The organism is Jannaschia seohaensis, assembly GCF_900116765.1.
GTDB lineage: Bacteria > Pseudomonadota > Alphaproteobacteria > Rhodobacterales > Rhodobacteraceae > Jannaschia > Jannaschia seohaensis.
In genome coordinates, this window is the sequence record NZ_UETC01000001.1 from 560,495 (window position 1) to 575,602 (window position 15,108).

Annotated in this window: 12 protein-coding genes, 1 tRNA gene and 1 pseudogene; 5 read left to right on the top strand and 9 right to left on the bottom strand. The window is 67.8% G+C overall.

Going from position 1 to position 15,108, the window contains the following annotated elements; all coding sequences use genetic code 11:
- The first annotated feature begins 42 nt into the window (after window positions 1–42).
- Window positions 43–1,383: a mechanosensitive ion channel family protein gene (locus tag DTQ71_RS02720; RefSeq protein WP_109562734.1), complete on the top strand. Its 1,341-nt coding sequence runs from the start codon at window positions 43–45 to the stop codon at window positions 1,381–1,383.
- A 13-nt stretch (window positions 1,384–1,396) separates the two neighbouring features.
- Here DTQ71_RS02720 and DTQ71_RS02725 read toward each other — a convergent pair whose 3' ends face one another.
- Window positions 1,397–4,027: an HWE histidine kinase domain-containing protein gene (locus DTQ71_RS02725; RefSeq protein WP_109562735.1), complete on the bottom strand. Its 2,631-nt coding sequence runs from the start codon at window positions 4,025–4,027 to the stop codon at window positions 1,397–1,399.
- Between the two features lie 459 nt (window positions 4,028–4,486).
- Between DTQ71_RS02725 and DTQ71_RS02730 the strand changes: the two genes are divergently transcribed.
- Window positions 4,487–4,864: a response regulator gene (locus DTQ71_RS02730; RefSeq protein ID WP_109562736.1), complete on the top strand. Its 378-nt coding sequence runs from the start codon at window positions 4,487–4,489 to the stop codon at window positions 4,862–4,864.
- Window positions 4,865–4,886: 22 nt separating this feature from the next.
- Here the strand turns inward: DTQ71_RS02730 and DTQ71_RS02735 are convergent, their stop codons facing one another.
- Entirely contained in the window at window positions 4,887–5,078 is a 192-nt protein-coding gene (locus DTQ71_RS02735; protein WP_109562737.1) for a zinc-finger domain-containing protein, read from the bottom strand.
- A 143-nt stretch (window positions 5,079–5,221) separates the two neighbouring features.
- Between DTQ71_RS02735 and DTQ71_RS02740 the strand changes: the two genes are divergently transcribed.
- Window positions 5,222–6,154, top strand: a complete 933-nt coding sequence (locus tag DTQ71_RS02740) for an ABC transporter ATP-binding protein (protein WP_109562738.1) — start codon at window positions 5,222–5,224, stop codon at window positions 6,152–6,154.
- A gap of 576 nt (window positions 6,155–6,730) precedes the next feature.
- Here DTQ71_RS02740 and DTQ71_RS02745 read toward each other — a convergent pair.
- From DTQ71_RS02745 to merF, 6 genes and pseudogenes are all read right to left on the bottom strand, one after another.
- Window positions 6,731–7,648: a ketopantoate reductase family protein gene (locus DTQ71_RS02745; protein ID WP_170125270.1), complete on the bottom strand. Its 918-nt coding sequence runs from the start codon at window positions 7,646–7,648 to the stop codon at window positions 6,731–6,733.
- A 57-nt stretch (window positions 7,649–7,705) separates the two neighbouring features.
- A complete protein-coding gene (gene yddG, locus DTQ71_RS02750) occupies window positions 7,706–8,566 on the bottom strand; it encodes an aromatic amino acid exporter YddG (RefSeq protein WP_109562740.1) in 861 nt (286 codons plus the stop codon).
- Window positions 8,567–8,897: 331 nt separating this feature from the next.
- A complete protein-coding gene (locus DTQ71_RS02755; protein WP_109562741.1) occupies window positions 8,898–10,196 on the bottom strand; it encodes a cytochrome-c peroxidase in 1,299 nt (432 codons plus the stop codon).
- Between the two features lie 7 nt (window positions 10,197–10,203).
- The gene (locus DTQ71_RS24815) at window positions 10,204–10,314 is read right to left on the bottom strand and encodes a hypothetical protein (RefSeq protein ID WP_407066384.1); all 111 of its coding nucleotides are present in this window, start codon (window positions 10,312–10,314) and stop codon (window positions 10,204–10,206) included.
- Window positions 10,275–10,448: pseudogene (locus DTQ71_RS23990) on the bottom strand (GDCCVxC domain-containing (seleno)protein); the annotation flags it as partial. The pseudogene DTQ71_RS23990 and the gene DTQ71_RS24815, both read right to left, overlap by 40 nt.
- A complete protein-coding gene (gene merF / locus DTQ71_RS02765; RefSeq protein WP_109562743.1) occupies window positions 10,445–10,636 on the bottom strand; it encodes a mercury resistance system transport protein MerF in 192 nt (63 codons plus the stop codon). The pseudogene DTQ71_RS23990 and the gene merF, both read right to left, overlap by 4 nt.
- Window positions 10,637–10,788: 152 nt before the next feature.
- Between merF and typA the strand changes: the two genes are divergently transcribed.
- Entirely contained in the window at window positions 10,789–12,609 is a 1,821-nt protein-coding gene (gene typA, locus DTQ71_RS02770; protein WP_109562744.1) for a translational GTPase TypA, read from the top strand.
- A gap of 264 nt (window positions 12,610–12,873) precedes the next feature.
- Here the strand turns inward: typA and DTQ71_RS02775 are convergent.
- A tRNA-Arg gene (locus tag DTQ71_RS02775) sits at window positions 12,874–12,950 on the bottom strand.
- Window positions 12,951–13,075: 125 nt separating this feature from the next.
- On the opposite strand from DTQ71_RS02775, the gene DTQ71_RS02780 reads away from it, so the two are divergent.
- Window positions 13,076–15,106 (top strand): FAD-dependent oxidoreductase, encoded by a 2,031-nt coding sequence (locus tag DTQ71_RS02780; protein ID WP_109562745.1) that lies wholly within the window; start codon window positions 13,076–13,078, stop codon window positions 15,104–15,106.
- Window positions 15,107–15,108 lie beyond the last annotated feature (2 nt).

Consider the following 15,108-nt stretch of genomic DNA (forward strand, 5'->3'; position numbering starts at 1 on the left):
GGCGCATTGCCCTGCTGCTGCTCCGCATCACATAAAGATCGGATGGAAGAGACCCTTCTGGAAACCATCGCCATGCAGGACGAGCTGGCGCGCATTTGGGGGCAGCTTGTGCTGTTCCTCGAAGGGTTGTTGCGTCCCCGCGCGCTCTGGCAGGTCGGCGTGGTCGCCGGGGTCGCGGTGCTGGCCTGGCTGCTGCGGCGCTGGGCGGCGGACCGCATGACCGCCTGGATGCGCGGCCAGACGGGCCGCCCGAAATGGCAGCTGCGTGCGCTTGTGATCCTGCGCAACCGCTTGGGATTGGTGTTTTTCGCGGCGCTGTCCTGGTCGGCCTATCTGGCGATGCTCAACCTCTTCCGCTTCCCGTCCTGGAGCTATTACGTCGGCCTGGCCGCGACGATCGGCACCGCTTGGATGATCGTCAGCTTCGTGGCGCGGCTGGTGCGCAACCCGTTCCTGCGCAAGATCGTCGCCTGGGGGCTTTGGGCCTATGTGACCCTCTTCTACCTCGGCCTTCTGGAGGCGACGGAGGCCGCGCTCGACAGTCTGGCCCTGGAGTTCGGGGACTTCCGGCTCTCGCTCCTTGGCCTGCTGACGGCGCTGGTGGTGATCGGCGTGCTGTTTACCGGCGCCCGCTTCGTCTCGGGCACGACCACCGCACGGCTTAGCCGGAACGAAGACCTCAGCCCGTCGATGAAGGTGCTGGTGTCGAAGATCATTCAGATCGTGCTCTATGCGGGCGCGTTCTTTCTGGGCCTCAAGGCGGTGGGCTTCGACCTGACGGGCCTCGCCGTGCTGTCGGGCGCCATTGGCGTGGGCCTCGGCTTCGGCTTGCAGAAGGTGGTGTCGAACCTCGTCTCGGGCGTCATCATCCTGCTGGACAAGTCGATCAAGCCCGGCGACGTCATCTCGCTGGGCGAGACCTTCGGCTGGGTGACGGCGCTGACGTCGCGCTATGTCTCGATCACGACGCGGGACGGGAAGGAATACCTGATCCCGAACGAGGACCTGATCACCGGGCAGGTGGTGAACTGGTCCCATTCCAACAGTTACGTCCGTCTCGATATCTATTTTGGGACCGCTTATGCGGACGATCCGCATCTGGTCCGCCGCGTGGCCATCGAAGCGGCGATGGGCACCAAGCGCGTGCTCGATCACAAGCCGCCGGTCTGTCACATCGTCGGGTTCGGGGACTCCTCGGTTGACTACATCCTGCGGTTCTGGATCAGCGACCCGACCGGAGGTCTGACGAATATCCGGGGCAACGTCTATCTGGCGCTGTGGGACGCCTTCCAGGAACACGGGATTTCGATCCCCTTCCCGCAGCGCGAGGTGCGGCATCTGAACGCGCCGCCCTCCGCGTCTGCCGTCGAGCTTCCCGACTGACCGCCCGGCGCTCTTACCCGGCGCGTGAGGCCGGTCCCGCCTGCCGCACTTTGCGCGGCAACTCGGCGATCAGGGCCAGTCTGAGAGCCTCCACATCGTACGGCTTCGTCAGCACCGAGACCTCCGGGAAGCCGGTCAGCACGTTGCCGTCGCGCCCATAGCCGGTTGCGAGCACGAAGGGGATGCCGCCAAGATGCAAGCGCGTGGCGATCTCGATCGAGGTCTCGGTGCCCAGGTTCACGTCCAGCACCGCGCAATCCACGCTAAGGGCGTCGAGGGTCGCCTTCGCCTGCTTGACGCTGTTGGTCATGTGGATCTTGCGTGCGCCGAGGCTGACCAGCTTGGCATAGACATCCATCGCGACGATGAGGTTGTCCTCCACAAGCAGCACGTCGAAGCCCTCCAGCGGCTCGCTCTGTGTCATGTCCGGTGCCTCGTCCGCGGCCGAAGATGCCGCGCCGGCGACGGCCTTCACGAGATCGGTCGCCAAGGGTAGGGGGCTCGCCTGAGCGTCCACCGGTTCGAAATGGATCGCCGGCAGTTCGAACTCCGCGACCAAGCCCGTCAGTTGGTAGCGCAGGCGGGCGCGGCCATGCAGATCGAAGGGGATCGAACGCTCGATGATCGAGGTGCCGAAGCCCTGCCGATCGGGCGCGCAGACCGGCGGGCCGCCCATCTCGGCCCAGCGCAACAGAAGGGCGCCCGCGCTGTTGAAGGCCTTGGTGATGCGGATCTGACCCGAGTCCCGGGAGAGCGCGCCGTATTTCACCGAATTCGTGACCAGTTCGTGTACCACCAGCGCGATGGTCGTGAAGGCCCCCGGGGTCAGTTGCACGTCCGGCTCCTCCAGCAGGAGCGTGGTGCCGGTATCCGTCACGTAGGCCGAGACCTCGGTCCGCAGCAGGCCGTCCAGCGAGGTCGCTTCCCAGTCTTGGCGGGTAATCTGGTCATGGGCGCGGGCCAGGGACTGAATCCGGCCCTCGAGATCGCTGACATAGGCGTCGATTGACGGCATGTCGCGGTTCCCCTGAGAGACGATGCCCGTGATCAGATTGAGGATGTTGCGGACACGGTGGTTGAGTTCGGCGACCATCAACTCCTGCTTCTGGCGCATGTGCTCGGTCGCGCGGTTGGCCTCGTCGGTGACCTTCAGGATCACTTCCAGCAAGGTGTAGCGGAGGGTCTTGGCGATGTTCAGCGTGGCCTCTCCCCAGGATTCGCACTGGCCCGAGACCTCCTCCTGCCAGGCTGCGAAGCTTTGGCGCGGCTGAAGCCGGTCGCCTTCGGGCGTGGGTACTAGGCTTTTGGCCGGAGACCCGGCCCAGGTCACGCTCTGTCGGATCTCGGCACGGAAAAGGACGATGTAATCCCGCGGTGTCCGCGAGATCGGGATCACCAGCAGGCCGGCGACGCGGTCGGCGATTTCCGCGGCGTGCTCGTAGCTTTCCGATAGGGCGGTGGTCGCATAGACAGCCCCCATAGTCGTCGTGTTGAGGAATCGGACGAGGCGAATGAACTCAGCCTCCGTGGGGGCGGCGCCGAGGGCGAGATAGGAATCGTCGGAAAAGACGGCGATCCCATCGAAATCGATCAGGTCATGAATGTCCTCCGCCAGTGTGGCGAAGTCTTCCATCAGGCCCCGCCCACTAGAGACACGGGCCATGATGCGGTCATGCAGGCGGCGGGTGAGCGCGACCTCCTCTTGAGTGGCGGTGTTGATCCGATCGGCCAGTTCATAATTGAACAGCTGGGTGAAGAGTTCGATCGCCGATCGCCGCTCATAATCGACATAGCGCGGCGTCATATGGTGGCAGGCGAACAGGCCCCAGAGCGCGTTGTTGCGAATGATTGAGGACGACATGGAGGCCCGCGTGCCCATGTTGCGCAGATATTGAAGATGGATCGGCGAGACGGCCCGGGTCACAGCCGAGGAGAGGTCGATGACCCGGGCCTCCGGGCAGCGGGCGGGCCGGATGGGCGAGACCGGCGCTTCGGTGTCGGCAATCAGGCGCAGCGGGCTGCGCAGATAGAGCGCGCGGGCCTGCTTGGGGATGTCGCTCGCCGGGAAGCGCAGGCCGAAATAGCTCTCTATGTCCGGGTCGCGCGATTCGGCGATGACCGTGCCGCTGCCATCGTCCTCGAAGCGGTAGATCATCACGCGGTCGAAGCCGCTCAGATGTCGCATCGCCGCCGCCCCGACGGTCATCAGGCCGTCGAGTTCCGGCTGGCTGCGCAGCTGGGCGACCAAGGTCTGGACCAGCTCGAAATCGTCGCGGTGCTCGGTTGCCGATTTTTCCTCGAACTCAAAGATGAAGCCGCGCGCGGTCGGATGGATCGAGATGTCGAAGCGCCGCGCGTCCTCGAAGAGCGGCTCGCCGAAAAGGCGCGCGATGGGGACGCCGGACTGGAAGATCTGGGTGCGCCCCCGCAGAACATGGGCGACGCTCGCCGGGAAATGCGTCTCGAATCGGGTTCCGATCAGGTCCGCAAGGGGGAACCCCAACATCGTCTCCACATTCTCGGAGGCGTGCAGCACCATCCAGTCAGCAGAGACGGCGATCAGGCAGCCGAAGGCCTGGACCGTCCCGAGCAGGTGGATCGGCTCCCGGTCGCAGGTGGTGAGGTCGATCTCCGCTTGGCTCATGATCTTGGGCGTCCGTCATCGGGGAGAGGGTGGTGCCGGATTGTGTCTTCGGACCGTGCCGAGGAACCCGCGAGAACATGAATGGACATTGGACGTTCCTCGTTGGCGGTGCCGAAACCGTGCTAGCGGGAATGTCTTAAGGAAGTCAGAACTTCCGGGACGCCGCCTCGTGGAGATGCGGTCCAGGGACAAATCCTCGCGGGACTTGTTTCGAAATCGAAGCGTTTTGCCCGGCACGGCAAGGCGGCGTTAACCTTCATCCTCCAAGACGGTCCCAGCGTGGCGCATCGGGCGCTCGAAGGGATCGCGCTCGCATGGGCCAGGGCGCGGGGTCTTCCGGTCAGCCGTGTGGATCGGGCGACGGATTGACCGGCTCGGGCGGCGCCTGATCGCGGCCCCGTCGGCCCGGGCGCGGGGCAGCAAGAGGTGTGTGACCGCACCGTCAAGGAGGAAGAGCGAATGACGCTGAGACGGATCGCCTGCGTCGAGGACGAACCCGACATCCGCGAACTGACCGAAATGGCGCTGCGGGATTTTTCGGGCTACGACGTGCGGACTTTCCCGTCCGGCCCCGATGCGCTGGACGGTCTGGCGGAGTTCGCTCCCGACCTCGTGGTGCTCGACGCGATGATGCCGGGCATGGACGGGATGACCGTCCTCAAGGAAATGCGCGCGCGGCCGCATCTTGCGGGGATGCCGGTCGTCTTCATGACGGCCGCCACCTCCGAGGCCAACGTCCGGGAGTTCATGGCCGCCGGGGCGCTAGGCGTGGTCGCCAAGCCCTATGATCCGATGACGCTCGGGATGCAGTTGGCCGCGTTCGTGCCGTCCGGCTGAACGTCGCGGCGCTGCGCCGATCCTAGTGGCCGTCGCCCTCCAGGACGAAGCGTTTGTCGCAATAGCCGCATTCGACCCAGCCCAGCTTGGGGTCGATGGTCAGCCAGACCCGCGGATGGCCCAGGGCGCCCTCGCCGCCATCGCAGGCGACGCGGAGTTGGGTTACGGTCTCCGTTTCGGGCGGCTCGCGGTCGAGATCGTGGGGCAGGGACATGTCTGGCCTCGCGGGAGCTTGGGGTCCGGGCGTTTATGGCCCGTCGGGCCCGGGCTGCGCAAGGGAGGCCGGGAATGTGCGCCCGCGCGCCTTGCCGTGCCGGCGTCGTCCGGCTAGCTCGACCGTCCTATGGAGGGTGGCTGATGTCCGATGCGATCGAGATCAAGGGCTTGCGCAAGGTCTATGCCGGTGGCGGCAAGTCCGCGCCGAAAGAGGCGTTGAAAGGGCTGGATCTGACAGTTCCGACCGGCTCGATCTTCGGGCTTCTTGGGCCGAACGGGGCCGGAAAATCGACCACGATCAACATCCTTGCGGGGCTTGTGCGCAAGACCTCCGGAAAGGTCCGTATCTGGGGGTTCGATCAGGACGTGAACCCGCGTCAGAGCCGCGCCGCCATCGGTGTCATGCCGCAGGAGCTCAACCTCGACCCGTTTTTCACGCCCGCCGGTGCCTTGGAGGTTCAGGCCGGGCTCTATGGCGTGCCCAAGGCCGACCGCGACACCGCCGGGATCCTGGAGATGGTCGGGCTGAGCGACAAGGCCAACGCCTATGCGCGCACGCTCTCGGGGGGGATGCGGCGGCGGCTGCTGCTGGCCAAGGCGCTGGTCCATCACCCACAGATCCTGGTCCTCGACGAGCCGACCGCGGGCGTCGATATCGAGCTGCGCCAGATGCTCTGGCGCAATGTCCGGCGCCTCAACCAGGAGCGGGGGATGACCATCATCCTGACCACACACTACTTGGAAGAGGCGCAGGAAATGTGCGACGAGATCGCCATCGTGAACCATGGCGAGCTTGTCGTGCGCGACCGCACCGCGAACCTGCTGGAGCGCCTCGACGGCAAGACCATGGTCATCGTTCCCGATGGCGCTGCCGGACCCATCGACCTGCCCCCCGGCGTCGAGCAGGAGACGCGCCCGGACGGCGCCGTGGCGCTCACCTATAATCGGGGCAAGGTGACGGCGGAGCAGTTGCTCTCGGCTGTCCATGCGGCGGGCATCACCATTCGGGACGTGCGGACCGAAGAGGCGGACCTGGAGGACGTGTTCGTCTCGCTGACGCATTCGGCGCGCTGACGCCTCGCACCGGGAGCGGCGCCGATTGCGCCGGGCGCGCCCCATTTGCCACCGTGCTCGCGGCGACCGGCCGACCCGTGCGAGCGCAGCCGTCCCCCCCGGGGCGAGCCGATATTTCGTCTCCCGCGGAAGGGACCGTCCCGCCGTCGCTTCTGTCGGTGCGCAATGCATCGCCATCCGCGCGGGCACGCTCGAATCCCATTCTGAACGTGTGGGCCGCTCTGCGGGTGACCGCGCGGCTGCTCCCTCTTCTCCAGGAGCCGCGTCTGGGTTCGAGCGTCCCGCTGTCCGGGCCGCGAGTCCGACCACCGCAGGCGGACCCCGGTCCCGAGAGGGCCGTGGCGATGGCGGCGGATATCGGGTCGGAGGGGCACCATCGGCCTTCCTAGGCGGGGGGCGTGCGCTCGGGCGGCGCGCGCTGGCGGTGATCTGCGGATGCGGCAAGGGGGGCGGCGGCGCAGCTAATCCGAGACGTTCACGCGACGGGGACCACAAAAAGAAAGATCTCCGCGCCGAGCTGCCCGACCCGGGGGCACGGTGGCTTCGTGGACCGTTTAGGGAATGGTCCCCGGGCCGCTAATGTCCAGTCCGATGCGGCAGCAGAAGCGCATAGAGCATCGCATTGACCGGCGTCGGCACGCCGACCTCTGCTCCCAGGCGCACCGCGGCGCCCGACACCCATTCGACCTCGATCGGCCGACCGGCCTCTATATCGATGGCGGTCGACGCGCGGCCCCCCGGTGGGACCGAGTTGAGGAAGGACCAGACATCGTCCACGATGCCAGGCGGCAGGGCGACGCCCCGGGCGCGGGCGACGGCCTCGGTCTCGGTGGCCGCGGCGCGGAACAGTGCGCCGAGTTCGGGGATCGCCAGGATGTCGCCGACAGTGCAGCGCCCGGCGGCCGTCACACCCGACATCGCGGCGAAAAGCACGAACTTGGACCAGGATTCGGCCGCGATGTCATCGACCGACGGAGCTTCGGCGCCGGTCGCGGCGATCGCTTGCCGCAAGGCGTCGATCCGCGCCGAGGGCCGGTTGTCGCGCTCGCCGAAATGGAAGGAACCGAACGTCCCGGTCTGACGCAGCACGCCCGGCGCCGTGATCGTGGTCGAGACCCGCGTCACCCCGTCGGCGACGTGCTGCGGCGGCAGGATCCGGCTCAGGCGGTCGGCCGCCTCGACCCCGTTGAGGAAAGGAACGACCACCGTGTCCGGTCCAAGCATCGGCAGGCAGGCCCGTGCCGCGGCCTCCAGCGCGTCGCCCTTGACCGCGAAGACGATGGCATCGACCGGGCCGACCTCCGCCGGATCGTCGGTCGCCATCCAGGGATGGGCGACCTCGACCCCGTCCGCGCCCTCCAGGCGCAGCCCGTCGCGTCGGATCGCTTCCAGGTGGGGACCCCGCGCGATGGCCGCAACTTCGTGACCGGCGCGTGTCAGCTTGACCGCGAGGTAGCCACCGATGCCCCCGGTCGCCATCGTCGCAACTCTCATGCTGTGCCCTCCCATGACCTGATCCAGCCTAGCATACAGGCAGGGTCCCCGTCCCGACTATCGGCGGCGTCCGCGCAGCATGTCCTTCGCCGCCAGCACAGCGCCCCCGGTGATGAGCAGGCAGGCGAGGGCGACCGGCCATCCCGGCTCTGCCTGACCGGCCGCGATCAGGACCAGCGTCGAGAGCAGCGGGGCGGCATAGCTTGCGGCGCCCAGCACCGGCAGATCGCCATGTTTCACGCCGATATCCCACAGGAAGAAGGCAAGGCCGACGGGGCCGAGGCCGAGGCCCAGGATGGCGAGCCATTCGGTGCCGCCGGGCATCGCGGTCGTCTCAAGCGCGAGATGGGCGAGGCCCGAGAGCAGCGCGGTCACGAGGCAGAACCCGGTCACGGCGTCCGTCGGCACCGTGGCGAAGCGGCGGGAGAGGACCGAGTAGCTCGACCAGACTAGCGCCGCCGCGCCCGCGAAGGCATAGCCGGCGACGTCCTCCGCGGCGATTTCGATCCCGACCCCGCCCGTGACGATCAGCGCCGCCCCCGCGAGCCCCATCAGCGCCCCCGCCAGGTGATGCGCCTTCAGCGCCCGGCCCGAGGCCATCAGCACGATCAGCAGCGGCCAGAGATAGGCGATGAGCCCGGCCTCCACCGGCTCCGCGTTCCGAAGCGCCAGCACGTAGAGCAGGTGATAGCCAAAAAGCCCGCCCACCCCGAGCGCCCAGGCGGGCCAGGGCTGTGCCCAGGCGCGCCAGCCGCGGCGGGGCAGGCCCGCGAGCAGGCCGGAGATTCCCCCAATGGCGAAGCACATCGCCAGGAGCTGGAGCGGCGGCACGTCGCCCGTGGCCGCCGTAAAGAGCGCGAGCAGCGCCCAGAGCAGGACGGCGCCGAAACCGAGGAGCGTGGCGAAGGGGCGAGACATGAGCCGCCACTTGCCCGCGCGGCGGGGCGGGAGCAAGGTCGGATGATCGCGCGCGCCAGCCGTCCTTGGTGCTCCGCCGCGCCGCCGGTTCGGTCGGGCAGTGCTCTGGCCGGCGGTCGGAGCGAGCGGAGAGGGCCGGGGGCCAGCCCCCGGACCCCCGGAGTATTTCCGGCCAGAAGAAGGAAAGGCGCGCGTTAACGGTTTTTTAGGGCGGCGTCAGAGGCAATCGAAGGACTGAGTTGAGGAGCGGGGCGTCCGGTTGCCCGCGTGGGAGGGGCCCGCGTGGGGCAAGAGCGTGGGAGTTTCGGGGCGCCCCGTCACGCGCGGCGTGTCAGCGATCCACAGGCAGGCCAGAGGGAACCGTCTCGGGGATGCCCAGGCGGCCGGCCAGCGCGGTCTGATCGGTGAGCATGGCGAGGAAGGCCATGAGCGACGCAATCTCCGCGTCGGTCAGTATGCGGTCCGGTCCCTGGACGGCGGCGGCGATGGCGGTGACTTGGGCGGGGTCGTCCATCACCCGCCAGTCCTCGGCCTCCAGCGCGGGCAGCACGACGTCGCGCTGGTAGCTGGCCAGAGCCGCGCGGGGCGCGGCATGGTCGCGCAGAAAGGCGGCGAGGTCGGCATAGGCTCCGGCATGGCCCCAGGGGCCGGTCTCGGTCGCGTTGCGCAAGGAGGGCGTGCGGAAGGCGTAGGCATCCGCCGCCGCGCCCGTCACGCGCATCCGGCCATCGTCGCGGGCATGGGTCTCGAACCGGGCGGCCTTGCCGGGGCCGAGCTGGGGCTGGCCCATGGCGTGGAAGGCGTGATCGGTCTGGAACGGGCCGGAATGGCACTCTGCGCAGCCCGCCGCGCCGTAGAACAGCTCCAGCCCGGTGAGCGCGTCGTCGGGCAGGGCGCCCTCGCCCCGCAGCCAGGCATCGAAGGGGGCGGTGTCGGAGCGCCACTCGTGCTCGACGAACTGGGCGATGGCGTCGGAGATGGCGGTGAAGCCGATCTCGCGGCCGGGCATGGCGGCCTCGAACATCTCGACATAGACCGGGATCGCCCGCACCCGCGCCGAGAGCAGATCCCACGCGCCGCCCTCGCCGGTGATGAGGCCCTGACGGACGGCCTTCGATATCTCGTTCTCGCCGTAATGGCCGGCCATCTCGTCCGCCGACAGCACCGGAAACATGGTCTGGGCGGAGAGGAGCGTCGCGAAACCCTGCTCCATCTCGTCGCCCATCGGGGTGCGCAGACCGTCCTCCGTCTCTTCGATGCGGCCGTCATGGAAGAGCACGGTGAACTCGTGCGCGCCCAGGTTGAACAGGGCGGGCGCGTTGCGGGGGATGCGCTGCTCGGGCGGGTTCTCGGGGTCGATGGCGCGTTCGGGGCCCAGGCCCGTGCCGCCCTCGCCCAGGCCCAGTGACAGGCCATCGCCGGTGCCGAAGCGGGGATGGTGGCAGGTCCCGCAGGAGATATTGCGGTTACCCGACAGAATCGGATCCCAGAACAGCAGACGGCCCAGGGCCACGACCTCTGGATCGGTCGCGCGATAGGCGTCGTCGGAGATCGGCGCCGGGAAATCCATCGCGACGGCAGGTCCACTGACGGCGAGACAAGCGGAGAGGCACAGGGATCGGAACATCATGGACGCTTCAAAGCACGGGCCGGGGGCGGGCAAAAGAGAGAGCGCTCAACCGCAACAGGTGCCGCCGTCCTGGATCGGGGGGCAAGGCACCGTTCCGTAGGAGCAGAAGACGCAGCAATCGCCTGGCTTCGGTCTGATCAGCGTCCCGCAACGCGCGCATTCATGAAACCAGACGCAGGAGTCGCTGGGCATGTCCTCCTGGGAGGCGTGGCCACAGGCGGGGCAGGTCAGTGTCGAGACGGTCTCGGTCATCGGTGCGTCCTCCGTCGGATCAGAGCCCAGGCCGTCAGGCCCGCGAAGCCAGCGAGCGCGGGCAACAAAACCCAGTCCAGCCAGGCGATGGCCGCCCCGAACCCGATCGCGCCGAGCGCAAAGGGGAGGATCGGCGTGAAACAGCAGATCGCTGTTACGGCGAGTCCCAAGAGTCCGGTCTTCAGCATGGCGCGCCCTCCGCTGGTCCCAGCATGGGCCCCACGGAGTCGGATCGGCAAGTCACATCGGCGCGACGGCTCTGGCTTTTTCTGCGGGTGCAGTGTAGGCGCGCGAGCAATCCTGACAGTCCAGGCTCCCATTTTTTCCCGAGGTATCCCCGATGGACCTTCGCAACGTTGCCATCATCGCCCATGTCGACCATGGCAAGACCACCCTTGTCGACGAGCTGCTCAAGCAGTCCGGCACCTTCCGCGAGAACGAGGCGACCGCCGAGCGGGCCATGGATTCCAACGATCTGGAGCGGGAGCGGGGGATCACCATCCTGGCCAAGGCCACCAGCGTCGAATGGCAGGGCACGCGGATCAACATCGTCGACACGCCGGGCCACGCGGATTTCGGCGGCGAGGTCGAGCGAATCCTGAGCATGGTCGACGGCGTCGTCCTGCTAGTCGACGCGGCCGAGGGGCCGATGCCGCAGACGAAATTCGTCACCTCCAAGGCGCTGGCACTGGGGCTGCGGCCGATCGTGGTTCTGAACAAGGTCGACAAGCCGGATGCGGAGCCGGACCGGGCGCTGGACGAAGTGTTCGACCTCTTCGCCAATCTGGGCGCCGACGATGACCAGTTGGACTTCCCGGTGCTTTACGCCTCGGGCCGCTCGGGCTGGGCGGATGCGGAGCTGGACGGCCCGCGCGAGAACCTGACCGCGCTCTTTGAGCTGATCGTGAGCCACGTTCCGGCCCCGAAGCAGATCGCCGACCGCGCGAAGCCGTTCCGGATGCTGGCCACGACGCTGGGCGCCGACCCGTTCATCGGCCGCATTCTGACGGGCCGGGTCGAGTCGGGCACCGTGAAGGCGGGGCAGACGCTGCATGCGCTCTCGCGCGAAGGGCAGAAGCTAGAGCAATTCCGCGTGACCAAGGTGCTGGCCTTCCGCGGGCTCCAGCAGCAGGCCATCGACGTGGCCGAAGCCGGGGACATCGTGACGCTGGCCGGCATGTCGAAGGCCACGGTGGCCGATACGCTGGCCGACACCTCCATCGACGTGCCTCTGCCGGCGCAGCCCATCGACCCGCCGACCATCACCGTGACCTTCGGGATCAACGACTCGCCGCTGGCGGGCCGCGACGGCAAGAAGGTGCAGTCCCGCGTCATCCGCGAGCGGCTGATGCGCGAGGCGGAGACCAATGTCGCCATCCAGGTCACCGACACGCCGGGCGGAGAGGCCTTCGAGGTCGCGGGCCGGGGCGAATTGCAGATGGGCGTGCTGATCGAGAACATGCGCCGCGAGGGCTTCGAACTGAGCATCTCGCGCCCGCAGGTCGTCTTCCGCGACATCGACGGGCAGCGCCACGAGCCGGTCGAGGAAGTCACCATCGATGTCGATGACGAGTATTCCGGCGCCGTGATCGAGAAGATTACCGGCGCGCGCAAGGGCGAGCTGGTCGAGATGAAGCCCGCCGGCGCGGGCAAGACCCGGATCATCGCCCATGTGCCCTCGCGCGGCTTGATCGGTTATCACGGGGAGTTCCTGACCGACACCCGCGGCACCGGCGTGATGAACCGCGTGTTCCACGAATGGGCACCCTATAAGGGCACGATCCCCGGCCGCCGCGCGGGGGTGCTGATCTCGATGGAAGACGGGGTCAGCGTGGCCTACGCGATCTTCAACCTGGAGGATCGCGGCAAGTTCTTCATCGGCGCGCAGGAGCAGGTCTATCAGGGGATGATCATCGGCGAGCATTCCCGCGACAACGACCTGGAGGTGAACCCGCTCAAGGGCAAGAAGCTGACCAATATCCGCGCGTCCGGCTCGGACGAGGCGGTGCGGCTGACCACGCCGGTGCGGATGTCGCTGGAAGAGGCCATCGCCTATATCGACAATGACGAGCTGGTCGAGGTGACGCCGAACGCCATCCGTCTGCGCAAGCGCTTCCTCGACCCGCATGAGCGCAAGCGTCAGGCCCGCGCCGCCGGGTGAGATCCCGTCCGGCCGCAGGCCGGCATGCGGTCCGGCGGGCCGAATGAGGCGCTAACGGGGGGCGCCCCGGCCGGCGTGTTGTGAGGGTTTCTGAGCGCATCGACGTCCAGGTGTTGCGCGCCGCCTCTGGCGGCACGCCCGGGAAAGCGGTCGGACGGGGCATCGAGCCCCGTCCGACCGCGCCTCCGGGGGAGTATTTGCGAACCCGTGATGAGGGCGCGGCTGAGGGCGGGCGCTTGGTCCGGTGCTTTCGGTGAAGGCGGATGGCGGGCCCTGAAGGATTCGAACCCTCGACCTGCCGATTAGAAGTCGGCTGCTCTATCCAGCTGAGCTAAGAGCCCGTCCTGCTCCTGATGCCCCGGCCCGCTCCCGCGGTCAACACTGTGCCGCGGGCGCCCGTGACGCAGCGTTCGCGCGTGACAGCACGCCTCCCGACCGGCAGGAAGAGGGCCAGGAGGACCCGCCGATGACCGACTATCCCCACCTGCTCGCCCCGCTGGAACTGGGGCATGTCACGCTGCCCAACCGGGTCCTGATGGGCTCCATGCATACCGGCCTGGAGGAGACGAAGGACTGGAACCGCGTCGCCACCTTCTATGCCGAGCGCGCCGCGGGCGGCGTGGCGCTTATCGTCACCGGTGGCATGGCCCCCAACCGCGAGGGCGGTGTGTTCCCCGGCGCGGCGGGGCTGTTCACGCCTGAAGACATCGACAACCACCGCATCGTGACGGACCGCGTGCATGAGGCCGGGGGGCGGATCGCGATGCAGATCCTCCATGCAGGGCGCTATGCCTACGCACCCGATTGCGTCGGCCCCTCTCCGATCAAGTCGCCGATCTCGCCCTTCCCGCCCAAGGAACTGGACGAAGACGGGATCGAGAAGCAGATCGCCGATATCGTCACGGCGGCCGCCCGCGCCCGCGAGGCGGGCTATGACGGGGTCGAGGTGATGGGGTCCGAAGGCTACTTCCTCAATCAGTTCCTGGTCACCCATACCAACCGGCGCGAAGACCGCTGGGGCGGCAGCCTGGAGAACCGGCAGCGCCTGCCCGTCGAGGTGGTCCGGCGCGTCCGCGAAGCGGTGGGTCCGGATTTCATCGTGATCTACCGGCTCAGCATGATCGATCTCGTACCCGGCGGTCAGACCTGGGAGGAGGTCGTCTCGCTGGCCAAGAAGATCGAGGCGGCGGGGGCGAGTATTCTCAATACCGGGATCGGCTGGCACGAGGCGCGCATTCCGACGATCGCCACCAGCGTGCCGCGCCGGGCCTTCACCTGGGTCACAAAGAAGCTGATGGGCGAGGTGGGCATCCCCGTCATTACCTCGAACCGGATCAACACGCCGGAGGTGGGCGAGCAGGTTCTGGCCGAGGGCTGCGCCGACATGGTGTCGATGGCGCGCCCCTTCCTCGCCGACAGCCAGTTCGTGAAGAAAGCCGGCGAGGGCCGCGCCGCCGAGATCGCGCCCTGCATCGCCTGCAACCAGGCCTGCCTGGATCACACTTTCAGCGGCAAGATGACCTCCTGCCTGGTGAACCCTCGGGCCTGCCACGAGACGGAGCTCAGCTACGATCCCGCCGAGGCGTCGCGCCACATCGCAGTTGTGGGGGCGGGGGCCGCCGGCGCGACAGTGGCCATGATCGCGGCGCAGCGGGGCCATCGGGTGACGCTCTGGGACAAGGCCCGTGACGTGGGCGGGCAGCTCAACATGGCCAAGGTGATCCCCGGTAAGGAGGAGTTCCATGGCCTGGTCGAATGGTTGACCCGCATGGTCGACCACCCCTCCATCGACCTGCGGCTTGGCGCCGAGCCGACCGTCGATGAGCTGCGCCATGCCGACGAGGTGGTCATCGCGACCGGCGTGCTGCCCCGCGACCCTGGCATCGAAGGACAGGACCAGCCCCATGTGGTCGATTACATCGACGTGTTGCGCGGGAAGGTTCAGGTCGGTCGCCGGGTCGCTGTGGTCGGCGCGGGGGGCATCGGTTTCGACACCGCCGATTATCTCACCCATGGCGCGGGGCCGTCCTCCACCGAGGACCTGCCCGCCTGGCTGGCCGAATGGGGCGTCACCGATCCGGAGTCCCATCGCGGCGGGCTTGCGCCCGAGGGCCCGCGCCCCGAGCCCTCGGTCCGCGAGATCACGCTTTTGCAGCGCAAGGCCGAGAAGCTGGGCAAGCGGCTGGGCAAGACCACCGGCTGGATCCACCGCGCGGGGCTTCAGATGAAGGGCGTGAAGATGGTGCCCGGCGTCAATTACGAACGTATCGTCCCCGAGGGTTTGGAGATCAGTTTCGGCAAGAACCGCGAGAAGCCGACGCTGATCGAGGCCGACACGATCGTTCTTTGTGCAGGGCAGGTGAGCGAGCGCAGCCTCGCGGACGCGCTGGAGGCCGAGGGCATCGCCTGCCATGTCATCGGCGGCGCCGACGTCGCGGCGGAACTGGACGCCAAACGCGCGATAGATCAGGGCGCCCGCTTGGCGGCAAGGCTTTGACA

Coding starts and splice junctions, on each gene's coding strand:
- DTQ71_RS02720 (WP_109562734.1), top strand. CDS start 43: ATGGAAGAGACCCTTCTGGAAACCATCGCCATGCAGGACGAGCTGGCG.
- DTQ71_RS02725 (WP_109562735.1), bottom strand. CDS start 4,027: ATGAGCCAAGCGGAGATCGACCTCACCACCTGCGACCGGGAGCCGATC.
- DTQ71_RS02730 (WP_109562736.1), top strand. CDS start 4,487: ATGACGCTGAGACGGATCGCCTGCGTCGAGGACGAACCCGACATCCGC.
- DTQ71_RS02735 (WP_109562737.1), bottom strand. CDS start 5,078: ATGTCCCTGCCCCACGATCTCGACCGCGAGCCGCCCGAAACGGAGACC.
- DTQ71_RS02740 (WP_109562738.1), top strand. CDS start 5,222: ATGTCCGATGCGATCGAGATCAAGGGCTTGCGCAAGGTCTATGCCGGT.
- DTQ71_RS02745 (WP_170125270.1), bottom strand. CDS start 7,648: ATGAGAGTTGCGACGATGGCGACCGGGGGCATCGGTGGCTACCTCGCG.
- yddG (WP_109562740.1), bottom strand. CDS start 8,566: ATGTCTCGCCCCTTCGCCACGCTCCTCGGTTTCGGCGCCGTCCTGCTC.
- DTQ71_RS02755 (WP_109562741.1), bottom strand. CDS start 10,196: ATGATGTTCCGATCCCTGTGCCTCTCCGCTTGTCTCGCCGTCAGTGGA.
- merF (WP_109562743.1), bottom strand. CDS start 10,636: ATGCTGAAGACCGGACTCTTGGGACTCGCCGTAACAGCGATCTGCTGT.
- typA (WP_109562744.1), top strand. CDS start 10,789: ATGGACCTTCGCAACGTTGCCATCATCGCCCATGTCGACCATGGCAAG.
- DTQ71_RS02780 (WP_109562745.1), top strand. CDS start 13,076: ATGACCGACTATCCCCACCTGCTCGCCCCGCTGGAACTGGGGCATGTC.